The sequence below is a fragment of the Paucilactobacillus salsurae genome (genome assembly GCF_054784995.1).
In genome coordinates, this window is record NZ_BAAHWX010000005.1 from 1 (window position 1) to 17,454 (window position 17,454).

The following is a 17,454-nucleotide window of genomic DNA, read 5'->3' on the forward strand; positions in this document are numbered from 1 at the left end:
GGTTGATGATGTTTTGTTTGAATTCTTTGTCGTAACGAGTTGGCATGTAAAAATTCCTTCCTTTTGAGAGACGATTTATTCATTATACGCTCTCTTAAAAGTTGTCTCAGGAATCAGCTTACATCCACCTTGATTGTCATAGATTGAATAATTAACAACTGTCGATTTTTGAACTGTTTCAAACGAATGTTGTTGCAAAAAAGAATCAATATTATCTAAATCATTACGAATCGTTCTTTGAGAAACTCCAAATAATTGGATAATATCATCCAAACTGACACTATTTTTTTCACACAACAACTTCAGTATTAATTTGCTCCTTTCATTTAACATGAGTGCGCCCCCTCAACTTATATTATTGATTATTGCAACTTCCAAATGAAGTTTGCTTTTTTTCCAAAAAAAAGAAAGCATTTGAGCTTTTAATTTTACTAAATAATTGGTATACTTTGTTATTTATTACAAAAACAGTATTATTGTAACATATTTTTATATTGGTATATTAAAATCAGCACAAAAAAAGAATTAGAAATAAATTCTAATTCTTTTTTATTTATTTAAGTAGATAACTCAAAAAATTATCCCAAAAACTTGCATAGTAGGTCCAATTAATAAATGCTTCGGTTCCCCAATGAGGTGCAAAATCTGAGGTAAATACTCCAGCTTTACCGCTGCCATAATTTTGAAAAGCTATAAATGGATCTCCATTGATCGTTGCTACTATTTCAGCATCAGGCTTGACAACTGTCTTATTGTAGCCTAAAAATTTCGGCCATTCTTCAGCCAATCCTGCAAAAATTTCATGCTCTGTAATTTCAGGTTTTATACCTTGTGGCATTTCAATGCGATCATCTTTTCCTAAACATTCAACGGGCAGCACCTTGGCAAGTACTGTTTCTTCGTACCTGCTAGAACCATTAATACCTGAAAATGCCATGTATCCGCCAATCATGACTAATTTGCCACCATTTTTAACATACCTTTCAATAAGGTCTAGTTTGTTATCTTCAACCTGACTCGTATTAAATGTTTTATCTGATACTAATAACGTATTTGAACCAATATCAGATAAGATTATGACATCGAACTGGTCCAAAGTTTTACCATAAAGTTCAAAGTCATACTGAATTCGATGATTCGGAATATGGATTAATTGATATCCTTTAGATTCAACGGCATTTTGAAACCATCTAATGCCTTCTTGGTAGGTTGTGGTCGTAAAAGAATCAAATCCCTTTTGATGAATCGAATGAATCGTCCAACTTTCACCTAATAACAGAATTTTTTTAGTCAAATTATTATCCTCCTAAATTATCTTTGTTGAAGCGCGGATTCTCGTTCGACTAATTTAACTGACAGAGTTTTTTCAAAAATTGATTGATCATCAATCGTTTTCAAGATGCCTGCGACAGCTTGCTTACCAAGTTCAAAAATATCTTGTTCAATGGACGTTATGGCTGGCTGGAATATTTCATTGAAAATTGTATTGTCATACCCAATAATGGAATATCTATCGTTTATTTTAATATGCTTTTCGTTAAAATACTTAATTACACCATAAAGCATCAAATCACTAGTAGAGAATAACGCTGTGATATTCTCATTACGTTCAATATTCTTTGCAGCTGTAATACCACTTTGAATATCGTAATGGCCTTTAAAAACAAGATTAGCATCATAATCGACGTGGTACTCATTTAATGCCTTTTTATAACCTTTTAAACGACCTTCAGAGTTAACATAACCAGTATCTCCTGTAATAATGGCTATCTTTTGATTACCATGATTCAATAAATATTTGGTTGCTAGGTAACCCCCTAGTTCATTATCAAAATTAATTTGATTAATTTTTAAATTACTGTTGGCATTTACAAGTACATACGGTACATCAATTTTTGATAAAAATGATTCAACTTTTTTCTGTCCCTTGCTGTAGAGGTCATTAGAAGGCACCAATAATAGTCCATCAATTCCTTTATTAATCGCCATATTGACCAATTTGTTTTCTAATTCATGATTATCGTTAGAATTAAGAATTAATGTAAAGTAACCACTATTCACTAACTTGTTCGTGATTACGTTAATTAAAGACGCGTAAAATGGATTAGTTATATTAGGAACGATAAGCGCAATTGTTTTTGATGTACTTTTTGCTAAAGAAACTGCAGAAAAATTTTGTACATAGTGGTATTTTTGCGCAAGTTCTTTTATTTCTTGTTTTTTTTCTTTTGAAATTCTTGATTCTCGGTCATTTAACACCAGAGAGACTGTTGTCATAGACACTCCAGCCATCTTGGCAATATCTTTCATCGTAATTTTCATAATCATCGCAACCTCGTCATTCAGACTCATTACAATAATTATAACAAATATTAAATAACACCATTTATAAATGTCGAAACATCACGAATGACCTCATCGTGATTCGTAATATGATAAATATGAGCACCGCCACGATATCGAATTTCTTTGACAAATCCAGGTATATCCTCAAACCTTTTAGTAGCTTCTTTACCGGCCTCATCCACTTCGCCAGCTATTACTAGAGTTGGAGTTTTAATAAATTTAAGACGATTCTCTGCATCCCAGTCTGCCAAATTACCGGTATTCACAATAGGCTCAGCAGTTCCCCACATATAATCATATGTAGTGCCATCATTATTCATTTCTTGAGCTGAATGTTTTAAATAACTGGGTTTTTCGTTTTCTGGAATATTTTCACAAAACTTGAGCGTATACAAATCAACCGCTTCATCGACTAAAGTTTGATCAACTTTTTCACCTTCATTTAACCGCCTAAATACTTTAGCATATCGATCAGGTAACTGATTATACAACCGTTTACCAGCTTCTTCCCAGCGTTTCATTGCCGACGGACATGATGATAAGATTAATTTTTCAATTTGATCATCGTGTTTAATTGCATACTCTGTTGCTAGCACGCCGCCCCATGAATGACCCAAAATAATTACTTTTTTTAAATCAAAAAAAGCAATTAAATTTTCTAACTGTTCCACAAATGGTTCAACCTGCCAAAAAGATTTTGGTTGATGGACCAAATGTGAAGATCGGCCACAGCCAATTTGGTCGTAGTGGATCACTGATCTACCAGTAACAGTTAAATCAGTATAAGGCAACATATAATCGTGTCCCGCACCCGGACCACCATGCAATACAATAATAGGGGCTCGATCATGTAAAACTGATGGGTTCGTAATTCTATACCAGGTTCGATAATTATCCGTAAAAAAATCACCAGTTAGTATTTCTTCTTTTGCCATATATAATATCTCCTTTCTAAATTAAATAAACATTCCAACAACTGTTGCTGACAAGCAGCTAACTAGAAAAGAACCTAGTAGAAGCTTCAGTAAATTATTGCTCAATACCGATGCCATCTGTTTATTTAGTGTTGAAACAACTGCAACAATCATTCCTACAGATGCAAAATTAGAAAATGAAATTAAAAATACTGATATTATACCCAATGACTTAGCACTAATAGTTGAACTCACTTTTGTTAAATCTGTCATGGCAACAAATTCATTCGTCAATAATTTGGTCATCATAATGCCACCCACACGGGACGCATCTGCCCAATCAACACCCATTAAGAAAGCAAGTGGTGAAATTGCAATTCCGAGCCAACTTTGTAGTGAATGACCAGTTAACCAGCTTGAAATACCGTTCAATAACGCAATTAATGAAATAAATGCCAACAACATTGGAATAATACTAAGGACAACGTTGAATCCATCTTGGGTATATTCTAGCAACGTATCAAAGAAGCCCTTCTTTTCTTCTTTTTCATCAACTTGTAAATCAAATTGCCCAGGCGTGTAAGGATTGATCAATGTCGTAATAATAAACACACCAATCATATTTAAAAAGATTCCAATAATAACAAACTTTGGCGGAACCATCTTCATGTATGCGCCAATAACTGTCAAATCAACAGTTGATAAAGTCATCGCACCAATTGTATACATGGTTCGTCGATCCAATTTATGCAAAATGTCTTTTAGAGATACATACACAGGTGTCATACCTAAAATTAATGAACTAACCGCAGTGTATGATTCAACTTCGCCAAGATGTAATAATTTATTAAATAGGAGTCCGAAAATTTTAATCACAAATTGCAGAATTCCAAAATATTTCAAAATTCCAATTAAAGAACAAATGAAAACCATAGGTAGAAGTCCTTGGAATAGAAATGCTTGAAGAGTACCCGATTTTGCAACTGGTTCCTTGAAGACAAATTCAATTCCCTGCGCAGCATATGCCATCAGTTGAACAAACCCTGCTGCAATAGCTTTTAAAATCATTGTACCGAATGTTGTATGCAAAAGTACAAAACAAACTAATAACTCTAAAATAAATAAAAAGGCAACTTTTTTTAAATATTTAGGTACAGATCCTCTGTCAAAACTAAAAATCCAGCAAATAGCAAAAATTATCAAAATTGCTGCAATCGGTCGCACAAGAAACATAATAAACCTCCAATCATTTTATAAAACAAAAAAACTTTAGATAAAGCGCTTTATCTAAAAAGAATATTACCATACCAATTTAATTTTGAAAAGCTACTATCTGTAATAAATTGTTTTTTTGTTATTTATTATTGTTAAAAACACGATTAAATCGCCTTTTAATAGACATTTTAATCTAAAAATTATTCACAAAATCATATATTGACTTGCTATACCAATTTAGAAAGAAATTTGTTACATTTAAATCTGAAATCAGCAACAACTGTATATTTTCAAATCACAATTATTTATTGAATTTCAAATTTTTTCAAAAATATTTTTCAATTGGTATATTTCGATTGTTACTAGTAAAAAACAATTAATTGAATTTGGACCTTAATTGGTCTAGCAATATCCTTTGAACATTTAAAAAATCGTCACATTTTATTCACAAACTCCTGTTAATATAATAATCGTAGCAAGGGCAAGTATTCCTGTTACGACATAAACCTATATTTTTCAATTACTCCTCCCAATAGTAACCGAAAAATAGTTACGAAATCCCCCCAAGATTTTCGTAATACTCCTCAAAAGATGGCTTCCCCGCCATCTTTTTTTGCATTCAATTAACATATATTTCACAAACAAATTAATTTTTTAATTTATAAATATATTTATATAGGTATTGCTTTTTATATTTTTTAGACTTTTAAATGCTTTTAAATCAACATTCAAAAGACATTTGTATACTTAGTGTTAGTTATTTTATTAAAATTAGATTAGATAATGATGAGAAAATGTATTGACTTTTTAATTATTATGAAATATTGTGAACAAGTAAACGTTTGCAAATTATTTAATATTAATTGAATCGAGGAATCGAACATGAAATATGACTATCAAAATAAAGCAGTAATAATTACCGGTGGTGCCAAAGGGATTGGCTACGAAGTAACCAAAGGTGTTATTGAGGGTGGCGGAAAAGTAGCACTTCTCGATATCGATGATGCTTCTGCAGAAAAAACGGCTGCAGAATTTCCTGATAAGATTAAAACCTATCACGTCGACCAATCAGATCGCCAAGCCGTTAACGATACTTTTGCTCAAATCATCAAAGATTTTACAAAAATTGACGCATTAATTAATGTGGCGGGTATTATTAGTGCAAAACCGTTTGATGAGCTGCCTCCTGAAGAATGGGATCGTACGCTTAAAATTAATTTAACCGGTCCATATAATACTGTTCATGCTATTTGGGAACACTTTAAAAATAACGGTGGTGGCCGAATTGTTAATGTTTCATCTGTTGCTGGCAAAATCGGAGGTGGGTTGCTAGGAACAGTAGCTTACGCATCCTCAAAAGCTGGTCTTAACGGATTTACAAAAGCCATTGCTAAAGAAGGCGGTAAATATGGCATTTATGCAAATGCGGTTGCGCCTTCATTTACCCATACATCTATGACAACTTCTCTATCTGAAGATCCAGTAAAAAATAAAAAAGTAATTGGTATTATTCCACTGGGTCGGCCAGCTGAACCTGTTGAAATTGCACAGATGATTTTATTCTTTGGTTGTGATGCTGCTAGCTTTATCACTGGTGAAATTGGTGATGCTGATGGTGGCGTCGTTATGGATGGTTAAAAAGGAGTGCATAGTTATGGCTGAAAACTCAACTACAATGCCAGCAAAGAAAAAACATTTTTCAATTCCTGGCGGAAATATCATTATTCCAATGTTCATTGGCGCATTAATTAACTCATTTTTTCCTTCTCTGTTAAAGATCGGTGGTTTCACCACTCCTCTTGCGCAAGGATCTGGCGCTTTGGTTGGTGCCTTTCTGTTCGTAATTGGGGGGACCATTTCATTTAAAGCAACGCCAGCTGCAGTAAAGCGAGGGGGTACAATCATCCTTACTAAGGTGATTGTCTCTGTTGCCTTAGGATTATTGGTTGGTAAATTGTTGAATAATAACTTTCTAGGACTTAGCGCATTAGCAATTATTGGTGCAATGTCTGGTGCTAATAATGCAATGTATGCAGGTATTGTTCATGATTTTGGTGATGAAATTGATGAAGCTGCGGTTGGTATCACTATTCTAAGTGTTGGACCTTACGTCACAATGATTGCTTTAGCTTCTTCAGGTTTAGCAACATTTTCGATTGTTACTTTAATCGCAACCATTTTGCCATTATTAGTTGGCATGATTTTAGCTAACCTCTTTCCAGCAGTCAAAAAGATTTTAAATGATGGCATGAATGCTTCCATTGTCGTTGTTGGATTTGCACTGGGTTGCACAATGAATTTTCAACAAATCTTTGTCAGTGGTTTATCTGGCATTCTACTAGGTGTGATTGTCACTCTTGTGGGTGGATTTTTCACAATTTGGGCAGATCGTTTAACTGGTGGTTCAGGTGTTGCTGGGGCTGCAATTTCTAGCTGTGCAGGTGCTAACATGGCAACACCAGCTGCATTAGCAGCCGTGGACGCCAGTTACAAAGCAGTAGCTGCCACTGCAACGGCGCAAATTACTGCCGCTGTTGTTGTCACTGCAATTTTGACGCCCATGTTAACGGCATGGATCGCTAGACGCAATAAAACCAAAAAAGTGCTCAAAGCCCAGAACACATCAACAAATGCTGTTTAAAGCAACTTATTAACTTTTTTATGACAACCATTGCATCTTCAAAAAACGCCTGATCAAAATCAAGCGTTTTTTTGTACTCTCAAACACGTTATAATGGACTTGTTCTTAACTAACAACAAACGAGGTTAGATAAATGGAACTTTACTATGACTATTTACATTATGAAACACATCGCTTTTTAATTGTCTGCAGTGTCAATGGATTGAGTTTCGTTGGTACACCAGATGCTGACCTTGAGGAACTTGACCAGTTTATTAGAAATGCACAATTAATTAAGAATGCAGAACATGTTGGCCGCGCTAAGGATCAAATTACTGAATATTTCAATGGCACTCGCAAAAAATTTTCATTACCACTAGATGCTGAATTCGGCACCCCACTACAACAAAAAGTATGGCGCACGTTACCAGAAATTCCGTACGGACAAACAATAACCTACAAAGAACTTGCAGCTAAAGTGGGGCATCCAAAAGCAATTCGTGCAGTTGCGAGTGCGGTAGGCCGTAATCCTTGGATGTTAGTAGCACCTTGTCACCGTGTTATGAGAAGTGATCATGGCCTTGGTGGCTTTCGTGGTGGCCTGCCATTGAAACGAGCCTTATTGAAAATGGAACAAGATCAGCAACCAGTCACTTTTTAACTTAACTAGGAGGATCCTCATGCAATTTAACAGTCCAAATACCCCAGATGATGGCTTTTTAAACGTTCAAGCGCTTGATTCCGATATCTTTATCGATCTGCGTTATGCAACTAATAACAATTTTACTGGGCAAATAATCTATGATTTTGATACCGCTATTGCACGAGCCGGTACAGTCCGCAAACTTACTAAAGCAAGTAAAATAATCAAAGAACAAGGGTTTCGACTAAAAATCTGGGATGCCTATCGTCCTGTTTCTGCTCAAAAAAGATTATTTGAAGTATTTCCTGATCCAACTTGGGTGTTGAAACCTAATCCAAATGCTAGTCATCAAAAAGGGGTTACATTTGATCTAACTCTTTGTGAGCCTGATGGCACTGAAATTCCAATGCAAAGCAAGTTTGATGAATTTAATGACAAAGCAAAGCGTAATTATCCTCGTAAACCCTATCAAGAGCACAATTATCGCATTTTAAATGACGCTATGACTGAAGCTGGATTTGTTGGTTACAGTGAAGAATGGTGGGACTATCGGGACGCTGACATGGACAGTTATGGTCCTGCAAATGCTAATCCGAGTGACTACAAATTATAGCATTCCTAGACATCCGCAGAGATGTCTTTTTTTATGGTTTATCATGCTATAATAATGCTAATTTAAAGTGAGGTGACGAGATGTTTTGGCATGGACTATGGGAACGACTATTAGCTATTTTTGGTATTGAAATCAATCAACGAAAAGAATATCAGCAAAATGGCCTGCAAATTGCGACTTCAATTGGCATTGTTATCATTGGTTTAACCGATAAACAAAAAGACGAATTAGGCGAAATTAAAGCAATCCGAGCACCTCAAATTAGAAATCAAGTTAAACAAAACGACCCTCTTTTTACCGTAGAAGGCGGACAAAGAGTGGTTACATTTTCTTCTCCAGTCACCGGTGAAATCTTAGCAGTTAATCCCCTCATCAAGAAACAACCACGAGACATTCGCTACTCAAGTTGGATTATCAAACTTCGTAGCTAACGTCTTTAACCAATCGAGCTCTAATCAATTAGTTTTTGACATTATCATGGTATAATAAGATCGGAATAATATGGAGGGTGAAATTATGAATTCATTAAAGAAATTTTGGTATAGGTTTCTTAATTTATTATTCGGTGGCGGTAAGACAACCGCTTATGACCGAGACGGCATGCACATTTCAGAAACCAATGGCGTCTTAACGGTGAGTTTATCAGACAATATTATGCAAGAAATTGGTGAAATTTCGTTTATTCAAACCCCTGACATTAATGATCAAATTAAACAAGGTGATCAATTGCTAGACGTTGAAGGTGGCAAAATGGTAGAAACTTTTGCTGCGCCAGCCAATGGTAAGATTACCGATATTAATGATGCCATTTTGAGTGACCCAACTGCTCTTGCTGATCAATCCGATTGGCTGGTTAAAATTCAAACTGCTTCATAACAACACGAAAAGCGCTGAACAGTATTTAAACTGTTCAGCGCTTTTTTAATTCAAAAGTGGCGTAGTACCTTTGACAGGCACCACGCCACTTTCACTCGGAATTAACCTATTTAAATCGCACGATTTTCTCTTTTGAAATACTTCTTTTCGGCTGCTTTTCGAGCAGCAACCGCATCGTCGTAGTTTTCAAAAGATTTCAGCAAGACATAGTGCCCTTCATAATACAGTCGGGCCAGCCAACGTTTTGTGCGTTTATCCTTAGAAACACCGATCACTCCACTTCGATTACGTGAACTAATGTTGATTGAGGAAAAAATGATCCCATTTTGATTACTCAATCCATCTGCATTTCCTTGATATTTGACAAACCGTTCGTCATTTGTGAATCTCTTCCGGCCGATATCTTTGCGTAAACAACCACAGCTACGCGTACTTTTATGGCGCAAGCGATAGGCGCTCACAACGGTTGTGTTGCCACAATCGCAGTTGCATAGCCATAAAATATCACCACTGCTTTGTTTATCAACTGGGCGGAGTGCGACTAGTCGGCCAAAACGTTGACCTTTAATATCAATCCCCCGATAAATCTGATTTTCTTTTGTCATAATAATCTCCTCTTTTAAGGGACAAAGACGCGGATTACCATTAACCCTTATGTTAAAAATGAAGTGCCAGATATACTACACTGGCACCTCATTTTTAGCATAGTCGATCATCAAAATTCGTCGATTTTATCAATCGTAGAATTTAATGGTTCGAGTTATTAAGCAACAACCTTCATGTCAACAGAGTCGACAGTTGAATAGTCGCTTCCGTGAGCTTCAAGTGTAATTGTATCGCCAACTTTGGCAATACCTGCAAGATAAACTGTAGTACTCTTTTGGCCAGTTAATCCACCAGCACTATTAACTTGCGTGCCATTCACTCTAATGATGATATAGCTAACGTCACCTGAGATAGCAACTTTTTCAAAGGCATCGCTCTTACTATTACTGTATTCTTTGTCAGAAGGCGTAATTGTTCCCGTGACAGGTGTCTTAGGAGTTTCAGTTAACTTAACTTCTGTGTGAGCAAGTTGTTTGTAATTTGCTGAGTAAGCGTTCAAGTAAACCTTATCAGTAGTCTTCAAATTGTTCTTACCAACATAGTATTGAACATCATTTGAAGTAAAGCTTCCGGCACTTGAAACTTCCTTGCCATTAACTTCAAGTTTCAAGTAACTAACGTCACCTTCAACCTTAGCTGAAATGTAATCGTCATCCGTCACATTGTACGTGTTGGCAGTAACGTTACCTGTTTCAACATCTGAAGACAATGGAACAGTTTGAGTGTTTTGTAATGTGTAATCAGGTGTGTAACCTTCGATGGTTACTTTTTCACCTGGTTGGATACGTTCTGGTCCAACCCATACTGAGAATTTGCCGCCGTTAAATGTTCCACCATTGGCAACTACTTGACCGTCAACATAAACCTTGGCGTAAGAAATGTCACCAGTGTATGAACCTGTAACAGTATCACCACTAGTTACGTTGTAAGTGTCAACGCCAGTGATAGCACCTGAAGTTTGGCTATCTTGAGTCTTAACTTCTGCAGTGTCTAAGATGCGGTGATTGGCATCGAAGGCTCGGATTTGAACATAGTCACCCTTTTGAATGAAGGCGCCCTGTGCCCAGAATGTGAAGTCGCCGTTGGCAAATGTTCCACCAGAAGCACCCTTTGGTTCACCATTAACAAGTAAGACAGCTGAAGTAACATCACCAGTGTATGTTCCCTTCAAGTCAGCAGAACCAATTGTGTAAGTGCCTGGCTTGATTCTTCCATCGGTTGTTGGAACCGTTACGGTCACATCAGTGGAGTCTAAGAATTTACCATTCTTGTCATAAGCATTTAAGGTAACTTTTTGATTACCATTAACTGTATCCTTAGCCCAGAATGTGTAAGTTCCATTGGCAAATGTTCCACCCTTGATACCAGTTGGTTGACCATCAAGGAGTAATTCAGCATAGGCAATTTGGCCTTTGTAACTACCTTAAATAGCGTCGTCACCTACGTAGTATTCTTGAGCATCAATCAATCCGTAAGTAGCAGGAGCTAAAACATTAACTGTAGCTGTATCAAGTAATTTACCCTTAGCATCGTATGCTTGGATGCTTACTTTGTCGCCAGTCTTAACAACATCTTTTGCCCAGTATGTGAATGAGCCATTGTCGTAGAATAAACCACCATTACTTACTGGAGCACCATTAACCACTAATGAAGCATGATCAACGTCGCCAGTAAATGAACCTGAGATGTTGTCTGCACCTTCTGTGTAGTCTTGTGGCATAATCTTGCCTTGTGTGGCAGGAGCACTAACTTGAACGTTCTTAGTATCTAATAACTTACCATCTTTATCGTAAGCTTGGATTTGAACATTGTCGCCAGTCTTAACGGTATCTTTTGCCCAGTATGTGAATTGGCCATTGCTGTAGAACAAACCACCGTTGCTTACTGGTGCGCCATTGATTACTAATGAAGCATGGTCAACGTCGCCAGTAAATGAACCTGTGATGTTATCATTACCAACAGTGTATGGAGCTGGTGAGATTGTACCAACAGTTGGAGCAGCAACGATTGTAACTTGTTTGCTGTCTAATTGCTTGCCATCTTTATCAAAGGCAATAATTTGAACATTGTCGTTAGCACTGTTGATTGAACCTTTAGCCCAGTATGTGAATGAGCCGTTGTTGGTGTAGAACAATCCACCATTGCTTACTGGTGTACCATTAACAACTAATTGTGCATGATCAACATCGCCAGTGAATGTTCCTGAGATGTTATCTGTACCAACTGTGTAAGGTGCAGGTGTAACTGTACCAGCAGTTGGAGCTGCGATAACGTTAACTGGAACTGTGTCAAGGACACCGTTTGAAGCAGTTAATGAACGCAATTCAACTTTGTCAGTTAATTTAATGTTTGTACCAGTTACAGGGAATGTGAAGACACCGGCAGCAAATGAACCACCCATGATACCTGTGTATTCACCGTTGATGAAGAGTTGTGCTTTAGCAACGTCGCCATTGTATGTTCCAGTAATTGATGAGCTACCAACAACATAGTCATTTGGTTGTAATGAACCGGAAACTACTGAGGCAACTGGAACAGTAACTGTACTGCTCAAGTTATTGATGTCTTCGATTGCGTAGCCAGCATTTGTAACGATGCTTGCTAACTTAGCTTTACCATTGTTACTTAACATGTAAGTTTGTGTGGTTGAGCCATCAGCATTAGCAACTTCGTTACCAGTTGGTGTTAAGTCGCCAGCACCTAATGTAACGATTAAATTAACGCTTTGACCGTCAACTGGTGTAACTGTGATTGCAGTAGCTGCGTTAGCATCTAAGGCTGCTTGCATTGTTTGACCCTTTGTACCAGTAATTGGTTTCAAAGTAGCGCTAGCAACATCTGTTGTTACATCTTCAGTGACTGTTCCACCTAATGCAAGAAGGGCTTTATCAACATCATATTGTGAAGCATTTGGATCTGCAACGGCTGCTTTAGCATCAGATAATGCTGTTGCATCAACGTTTTGAATTGTACCAGCATCTGCTTGAGCAATTTGATCCTTCAAAGCTGTCTTATCAACATTTTGGTAAGCAACAACTGTAGTTGAATTTGTGCTTTGGTTGAAGACAACTGTGTTTGTTTGGAATGCTTCCTTAACAAATTGTCCAGCAACGGCACCGGCTTGAGCCAAATCAGGGTCAGTCCATGTCATTGGGAAGGCAACAGCAATGCTACCACCACCGATAGTTCCATCAATGGCATCTTGGATAGCATCATCAACACCGTTAGCAATTTGGTTAACAACAGTACGGATACCACCTGAAATTGTGCTTGTCAATGTCTTTGAAGCGGCATTCAATGCACCAGTAATGACATTACCAAACATGTTGTAAAGACCGTTGCTTGAGTTAGCAGCTTTCAATACTTCAACTGGTGTCATGCCATCATATTGTTGAAGACTGACACTGTCTTCGCCAGGTACATATTGGTATGCAACGTTTCCAGCAAATACGGCATCTAAGGCATCAGCAATACCAGTTGACCAACCTGAAACATATGATTTAATCATGTTAGCGATTGATGTGGCAACACCATCTTCTGAGTTAGCTGTGAAGACAGTTCCTTGAGTTGTCAAACCAGTTGTCTTGTCAGTAAATGTTTGTGTTTCTGAATTAACATCAACAAGTGATGTTGCAGCAACACCATTAGCCATTAATGTGTCACCGTAGTTATTTAATTGATCGATTTGATCAATAATGTGTTGTAATTCGGCTTTGTAAACAGCTGAGAAACCATTAGTATCGATTTGAGCGATACCAGTAATACCAACTAAGCCATCAACAATAGTACCAACACCATTGATTAAGGCGCTACCACCTTGACCAAGAACAGTACTGATTCGGCTGATTCCTTGGGTAACAAATGATGTAATGCTTTGCATAACGTCTTTGTTCAAGGTAGTTGTATAAACAGCAACGTTGTCTAATTGTGTACCAACAGCGTAGTCTGCAGCGTTCTTAGCTTTGTTACCGTAGTTATCATTAACGATACGGAATTGTTCATGAGTACCGTTACCATTGGAATCTTCCATTTCGATAGTAATCCCAACAGAAGTTTGTTCGATAACGCGCCATGAGCCAATTTTTACTGAGTTAGCGATGTTAGCTGGACACCAACTGAAGCACCGTTAGTTGTGTCACCAATAGTTGAAAGATCAATACCTGATGTTGTTCCGTTGGTATAGATAATACCGTAACGAGTTTGCACATCGTCAGCATTTGAACTAACAGCATTTTGATCATTTAATTGATCTTCAGTTGTTGTTTTTTCTTTAGCAGCTGAATTGACACTTTCAAAAGACATATCTAACTTGTCATTCTTAACAGCAACACCTGAGTTAGCTGAACCGTTATCAGGGGCTGTTCTTGCGCCACCATAAACAGTGCTGTAACCCTTCATGTCACCGCCACGAACTTGGGTGTTATTTGCTGTGTCAATTAAGGCACCGGCTTTAGTAGTATCGCCAAGTTGAGCAGTTGTACTGTTTTCAGCTTGGGCAGTATTACCATTACCAAACAGGTTTGTACTAATAAGTGCTTTACTAGTATCTGTTTGATCAGTTGTACCTGATGGTGCATTAACAGGTTGTGCTTCGGTATTTTCAACAGTTGGTGTAACTTGTGATGTAGCAGGGCCTGTTGATGTCAGCGTTGCTGATGAAGAAGCAGCTGCTGTTTGTGTTGTTGTAGGAGTTGTATCAGCGTGTGCTGCTACATTAGAAAATGCAATACCTGCACCTAATGAGAATGTAGCAATACCTGCGTACAGCCAGAACTTACCTGCCTTGTACATCCGATAGTGAAGGGACGTACTTTCATTTCTTAGTGCCAATTTACGATTATTCTTGGACAAATTTTTTGTACCTTTGGACATAAACCCATCTCCTTAAAATATCAATAGTAATTCGCGAAATATATCGTTTAAAAATATATTTTGGTTATAAAAACGTCGTATGCTCGCACCTATTCGAGCAGAAAACTAAAATCTATACCCCTTTTTCGCGTTTGTAATACAAATATACCATTAGTCCTTTTTTTGTAAACAGCCTAAACTATTCGCTATTTATTTTCATAAATATCCACAAGTTAGAAATGCCTTTCTGATACGGTTTTCCTTGATATATTACAAAAATGTTACATCGTATTTTCATGGACAAAGCTAATTATTCATATTTTTGTGTATTGTTTTTTGGGTCTAAAACTTTAAGTTGACGCAGTTCACTCTAAAAATTTATTGAAATACGTTATTAAATACTGAAATTTAACAAACTAAATATATGATCATCTAAATTTTTGTGTAACTTCAAGTTTATATTGATTTCGTTGCCATTTTAAATCCCAACTTTTCCATTAGTATATTCAATGCACTGTTAATGTATAAATAACCATTTTATAGTTTAATGAATTTTGTAAAGTGTCACTTAAATCTTCTAATAGATGAACTGTAGGCCTATACAAGCGAACCATCAAATTTGCATATATTCACACTGGCATTAAGGTACAAATTAAACTTGTGGATTAATTATTAAAATACTTTTTTTCAGCATCCTTACGGGCTGCAACTGCATCTTCAAATTTTTTGAAGGCCTTAGCTAACACGTACTTGTGATGTAGCATTAATCTGGCAACCCATACTTGTTGCTGATCATCAAAAGAGACGCCCACGACACCACTTTTATTTTTTTTGCCAGGGTGCATTGAGTTTTTCATTCTTTTATTGGCACCAACCAAATTATGATAATTACCCATTTGTTCCAAAAAGGCTGGATTTTTGCTTATTTGCTTTCTTGCTCTTTCTTTTCTCAGACAACCACAGCTTTGCGTTCTACCACTTCTCAGCAGATAGGCATCCACAACTGACTTGTTCCCACAAGAACACTGACATAGCCATAAAATATTGCCATTACTTGTATTGTAACCTGCTGGTTCCAAAGCAGTTAATCTCCCAAAGTGTTGCCCCTTTAAGTCATGCATATAACTACCTCCCAAAAATTTGTTAATACCCTTTATTAATAGAAGTGCAGAAACTTTTTTTATTTTTATTAACTACTTATCAACGTATAATATAAGTTTTCAAATTACAATTTGTTTCTGTACAAGGCGGATAATGTTTCTCATTTCCCTTTGTATACCAATCATTCACCCGATTTTAGAAAACTGGATCAAGTTATTGATTGCAACAAAAAAATCCATCCGTATTTGGATGGATTTTTATTTACGATTTGAAACGGTCCGTACGAGACTCGAACTCGTGATCTCCTGCGTGACAGGCAGGCGTCCTAAACCAACTAGACCAACGGACCAAACTCAATATCGTTAATTATATCGGATTGACGGGGTGTGGGCAACGTTTTTTCAAAAAAATAACTGGTATTTTCTACCAGTTACTTCATTATATGGTCTTGCTAAAATTTATTTATAATTTGGTGCGGCTTTGGTAATCTGCACATCATGTGGATGTGATTCTGTTAAGCCGGCATTCGTAATTTGCACGAATTGGGCGTCATCAATTAAGGTTTGAATGGTTTCAGCACCAACATAACCCATTCCTGAGCGTAAGCCACCGACGAGTTGGAAAATAATGTCCGAAACATCGCCCTTATATTCAACCCGCGCTTCAATTCCTTCTGGCACGAGCTTATTTGCTTCGTTCACGCCACCTTGAAAGTAGCGATCAGAAGAACCATGTGATTGTGACATAGCTGCCATTGAGCCCATGCCACGGTATGATTTATATTTCTTACCATTGTCTTCAAAAATTTCACCGGGTGCTTCAGTGGTGCCTGAGAACATGCTACCAAGCATGACGGCATTTCCACCAACAGCCAGGGCCTTAACGATATCTCCTGAGTACTTAATCCCACCATCAGCAATAATCGTCTTCCCATATTCACGAGCAACCGCAGCTGCATCATAAATGGCTGTAATTTGGGGTACGCCGACACCAGCGACGACACGCGTCGTACAAATTGAACCTGGTCCAATTCCAACTTTCACAACATCGACACCAGCATCATAGAGCGCCTTAGTTGCTTCACCAGTGGCAACATTACCAGCAATTAAGGTTGTGTCTGGAAAATGATCGCGAATTTCTTTGATTTTACGGAGCACACCGGCTGAGTGGCCATGAGCAGTATCGATAACAATGGCATCGACACCAGCTTTTAACAAGGCTTCAGCACGTTCAAAGGTATCACTAGTAACCCCAACTGCAGCAGCGACAAGTAGGCGTTTTTGATCGTCAACGGCAGCACGATCAAAGCTACCTGTTAATTGAACACCTTTAACATTAGCTACTTCGCTAGCCTGTTCTTGAATCGACATATTTTTATGGATGACACCCATGCCACCCTGGATGGCCATGGCGATAGCCATCGCACTTTCAGTTACAGTATCCATCCCAGCACTGAGAAAAGGAACATTGAGCTTAATATTCTTCGCTAATTGAACGCTTAGATCAACTTCATTGGGGAGTACGTGACTCTCTGCAGGTATCAGTAGTACATCATCAAAAGTTAGTCCTTGTTTGGCAAATTTTGTTTCCCAGTTTGACATGGTAAATATAACTTCCTTTCAAATTTAATTGTGCTTACATTACCAGTAAATCGTAGTCAGGTCAATGT

17 protein-coding genes, 1 tRNA gene and 1 pseudogene are annotated in these 17,454 nt (G+C 37.3%); 6 read left to right on the forward strand and 13 right to left on the reverse strand.

Translation table 11 applies throughout. From position 1 onward, the window contains the following. Positions 1–75: 75 nt before the first annotated feature. The 5 genes from ACYVQZ_RS05920 to ACYVQZ_RS05940 form a co-directional block, all read right to left on the reverse strand. Positions 76–333, reverse strand: a complete 258-nt coding sequence (locus ACYVQZ_RS05920) for a DeoR family transcriptional regulator (RefSeq protein WP_461240485.1) — start codon at positions 331–333, stop codon at positions 76–78. Positions 334–553: 220 nt separating this feature from the next. Next, positions 554–1,294, reverse strand: coding sequence for a glutamine amidotransferase (locus ACYVQZ_RS05925; protein WP_461240486.1), 741 nt, complete (start codon positions 1,292–1,294; stop codon positions 554–556). Between the two features lie 17 nt (positions 1,295–1,311). Next, positions 1,312–2,322, reverse strand: coding sequence for a LacI family DNA-binding transcriptional regulator (locus tag ACYVQZ_RS05930; RefSeq protein ID WP_461240487.1), 1,011 nt, complete (start codon positions 2,320–2,322; stop codon positions 1,312–1,314). A gap of 50 nt (positions 2,323–2,372) precedes the next feature. Further along, positions 2,373–3,281, reverse strand: a complete 909-nt coding sequence (locus tag ACYVQZ_RS05935; RefSeq protein WP_461240488.1) for a proline iminopeptidase-family hydrolase — start codon at positions 3,279–3,281, stop codon at positions 2,373–2,375. A 21-nt stretch (positions 3,282–3,302) separates the two neighbouring features. Beyond that, positions 3,303–4,493, reverse strand: a complete 1,191-nt coding sequence (locus ACYVQZ_RS05940; protein ID WP_461240489.1) for a NupC/NupG family nucleoside CNT transporter — start codon at positions 4,491–4,493, stop codon at positions 3,303–3,305. An 864-nt stretch (positions 4,494–5,357) separates the two neighbouring features. On the opposite strand from ACYVQZ_RS05940, the gene ACYVQZ_RS05945 reads away from it, so the two are divergent. The 6 genes from ACYVQZ_RS05945 to ACYVQZ_RS05970 all read left to right on the forward strand — a co-directional run bounded on the left by ACYVQZ_RS05945 (position 5,358) and on the right by ACYVQZ_RS05970 (position 9,227). After that, complete coding sequence (locus tag ACYVQZ_RS05945) at positions 5,358–6,113, forward strand: SDR family NAD(P)-dependent oxidoreductase (protein WP_461240490.1); 756 nt, start codon at positions 5,358–5,360, stop codon at positions 6,111–6,113. Between the two features lie 16 nt (positions 6,114–6,129). Beyond that, complete coding sequence (locus ACYVQZ_RS05950; RefSeq protein ID WP_461240491.1) at positions 6,130–7,116, forward strand: 2-keto-3-deoxygluconate permease; 987 nt, start codon at positions 6,130–6,132, stop codon at positions 7,114–7,116. 133 nt (positions 7,117–7,249) lie between these two features. Beyond that, positions 7,250–7,756 (forward strand): methylated-DNA--[protein]-cysteine S-methyltransferase, encoded by a 507-nt coding sequence (locus ACYVQZ_RS05955; protein WP_461240492.1) that lies wholly within the window; start codon positions 7,250–7,252, stop codon positions 7,754–7,756. A 19-nt stretch (positions 7,757–7,775) separates the two neighbouring features. Beyond that, complete coding sequence (locus tag ACYVQZ_RS05960; protein ID WP_461240493.1) at positions 7,776–8,351, forward strand: M15 family metallopeptidase; 576 nt, start codon at positions 7,776–7,778, stop codon at positions 8,349–8,351. Between the two features lie 80 nt (positions 8,352–8,431). Continuing rightward, a complete protein-coding gene (locus ACYVQZ_RS05965; RefSeq protein WP_461240494.1) occupies positions 8,432–8,782 on the forward strand; it encodes a biotin/lipoyl attachment domain-containing protein in 351 nt (116 codons plus the stop codon). Positions 8,783–8,867: 85 nt separating this feature from the next. After that, complete coding sequence (locus ACYVQZ_RS05970) at positions 8,868–9,227, forward strand: glycine cleavage system H family protein (protein ID WP_461240495.1); 360 nt, start codon at positions 8,868–8,870, stop codon at positions 9,225–9,227. A gap of 110 nt (positions 9,228–9,337) precedes the next feature. Here ACYVQZ_RS05970 and ACYVQZ_RS05975 read toward each other — a convergent pair whose 3' ends face one another. From ACYVQZ_RS05975 to guaB, 8 genes and pseudogenes are all read right to left on the reverse strand, one after another. Further along, a complete protein-coding gene (locus ACYVQZ_RS05975) occupies positions 9,338–9,832 on the reverse strand; it encodes an AP2 domain-containing protein (protein WP_461240496.1) in 495 nt (164 codons plus the stop codon). A gap of 158 nt (positions 9,833–9,990) precedes the next feature. Continuing rightward, positions 9,991–11,073 (reverse strand): immunoglobulin-like domain-containing protein, encoded by a 1,083-nt coding sequence (locus tag ACYVQZ_RS05980; protein WP_461240497.1) that lies wholly within the window; start codon positions 11,071–11,073, stop codon positions 9,991–9,993. After that, a pseudogene (locus tag ACYVQZ_RS05985) lies at positions 11,074–11,244 on the reverse strand (immunoglobulin-like domain-containing protein); the annotation flags it as partial. It lies immediately after the preceding gene. A gap of 12 nt (positions 11,245–11,256) precedes the next feature. Next, positions 11,257–13,863, reverse strand: a complete 2,607-nt coding sequence (locus tag ACYVQZ_RS05990) for an immunoglobulin-like domain-containing protein (RefSeq protein WP_461240498.1) — start codon at positions 13,861–13,863, stop codon at positions 11,257–11,259. A 53-nt stretch (positions 13,864–13,916) separates the two neighbouring features. Beyond that, positions 13,917–14,705 (reverse strand): KxYKxGKxW signal peptide domain-containing protein, encoded by a 789-nt coding sequence (locus ACYVQZ_RS05995; RefSeq protein ID WP_461240499.1) that lies wholly within the window; start codon positions 14,703–14,705, stop codon positions 13,917–13,919. A 644-nt stretch (positions 14,706–15,349) separates the two neighbouring features. Next, entirely contained in the window at positions 15,350–15,805 is a 456-nt protein-coding gene (locus ACYVQZ_RS06000; RefSeq protein WP_461240500.1) for a hypothetical protein, read from the reverse strand. A gap of 254 nt (positions 15,806–16,059) precedes the next feature. Continuing rightward, positions 16,060–16,134 (reverse strand) — tRNA-Asp (locus ACYVQZ_RS06005). A 109-nt stretch (positions 16,135–16,243) separates the two neighbouring features. After that, complete coding sequence (guaB, locus tag ACYVQZ_RS06010; RefSeq protein WP_461240501.1) at positions 16,244–17,386, reverse strand: IMP dehydrogenase; 1,143 nt, start codon at positions 17,384–17,386, stop codon at positions 16,244–16,246. Between the last annotated feature and the right edge of the window lie 68 nt (positions 17,387–17,454).

Excerpts from the sequence above, each read along its gene's own strand:
- ACYVQZ_RS05920 (WP_461240485.1), bottom strand. The coding sequence starts at position 333 with ATGTTAAATGAAAGGAGCAAATTAATACTGAAGTTGTTGTGTGAAAAA.
- ACYVQZ_RS05930 (WP_461240487.1), bottom strand. The coding sequence starts at position 2,322 with ATGAAAATTACGATGAAAGATATTGCCAAGATGGCTGGAGTGTCTATG.
- ACYVQZ_RS05935 (WP_461240488.1), bottom strand. The coding sequence starts at position 3,281 with ATGGCAAAAGAAGAAATACTAACTGGTGATTTTTTTACGGATAATTAT.
- ACYVQZ_RS05940 (WP_461240489.1), bottom strand. The coding sequence starts at position 4,493 with ATGTTTCTTGTGCGACCGATTGCAGCAATTTTGATAATTTTTGCTATT.
- ACYVQZ_RS05945 (WP_461240490.1), top strand. The coding sequence starts at position 5,358 with ATGAAATATGACTATCAAAATAAAGCAGTAATAATTACCGGTGGTGCC.
- ACYVQZ_RS05950 (WP_461240491.1), top strand. The coding sequence starts at position 6,130 with ATGGCTGAAAACTCAACTACAATGCCAGCAAAGAAAAAACATTTTTCA.
- ACYVQZ_RS05955 (WP_461240492.1), top strand. The coding sequence starts at position 7,250 with ATGGAACTTTACTATGACTATTTACATTATGAAACACATCGCTTTTTA.
- ACYVQZ_RS05960 (WP_461240493.1), top strand. The coding sequence starts at position 7,776 with ATGCAATTTAACAGTCCAAATACCCCAGATGATGGCTTTTTAAACGTT.
- ACYVQZ_RS05965 (WP_461240494.1), top strand. The coding sequence starts at position 8,432 with ATGTTTTGGCATGGACTATGGGAACGACTATTAGCTATTTTTGGTATT.
- ACYVQZ_RS05970 (WP_461240495.1), top strand. The coding sequence starts at position 8,868 with ATGAATTCATTAAAGAAATTTTGGTATAGGTTTCTTAATTTATTATTC.
- ACYVQZ_RS05975 (WP_461240496.1), bottom strand. The coding sequence starts at position 9,832 with ATGACAAAAGAAAATCAGATTTATCGGGGGATTGATATTAAAGGTCAA.
- ACYVQZ_RS05990 (WP_461240498.1), bottom strand. The coding sequence starts at position 13,863 with ATGGAAGATTCCAATGGTAACGGTACTCATGAACAATTCCGTATCGTT.
- ACYVQZ_RS05995 (WP_461240499.1), bottom strand. The coding sequence starts at position 14,705 with ATGTCCAAAGGTACAAAAAATTTGTCCAAGAATAATCGTAAATTGGCA.
- ACYVQZ_RS06000 (WP_461240500.1), bottom strand. The coding sequence starts at position 15,805 with ATGCATGACTTAAAGGGGCAACACTTTGGGAGATTAACTGCTTTGGAA.
- guaB (WP_461240501.1), bottom strand. The coding sequence starts at position 17,386 with ATGTCAAACTGGGAAACAAAATTTGCCAAACAAGGACTAACTTTTGAT.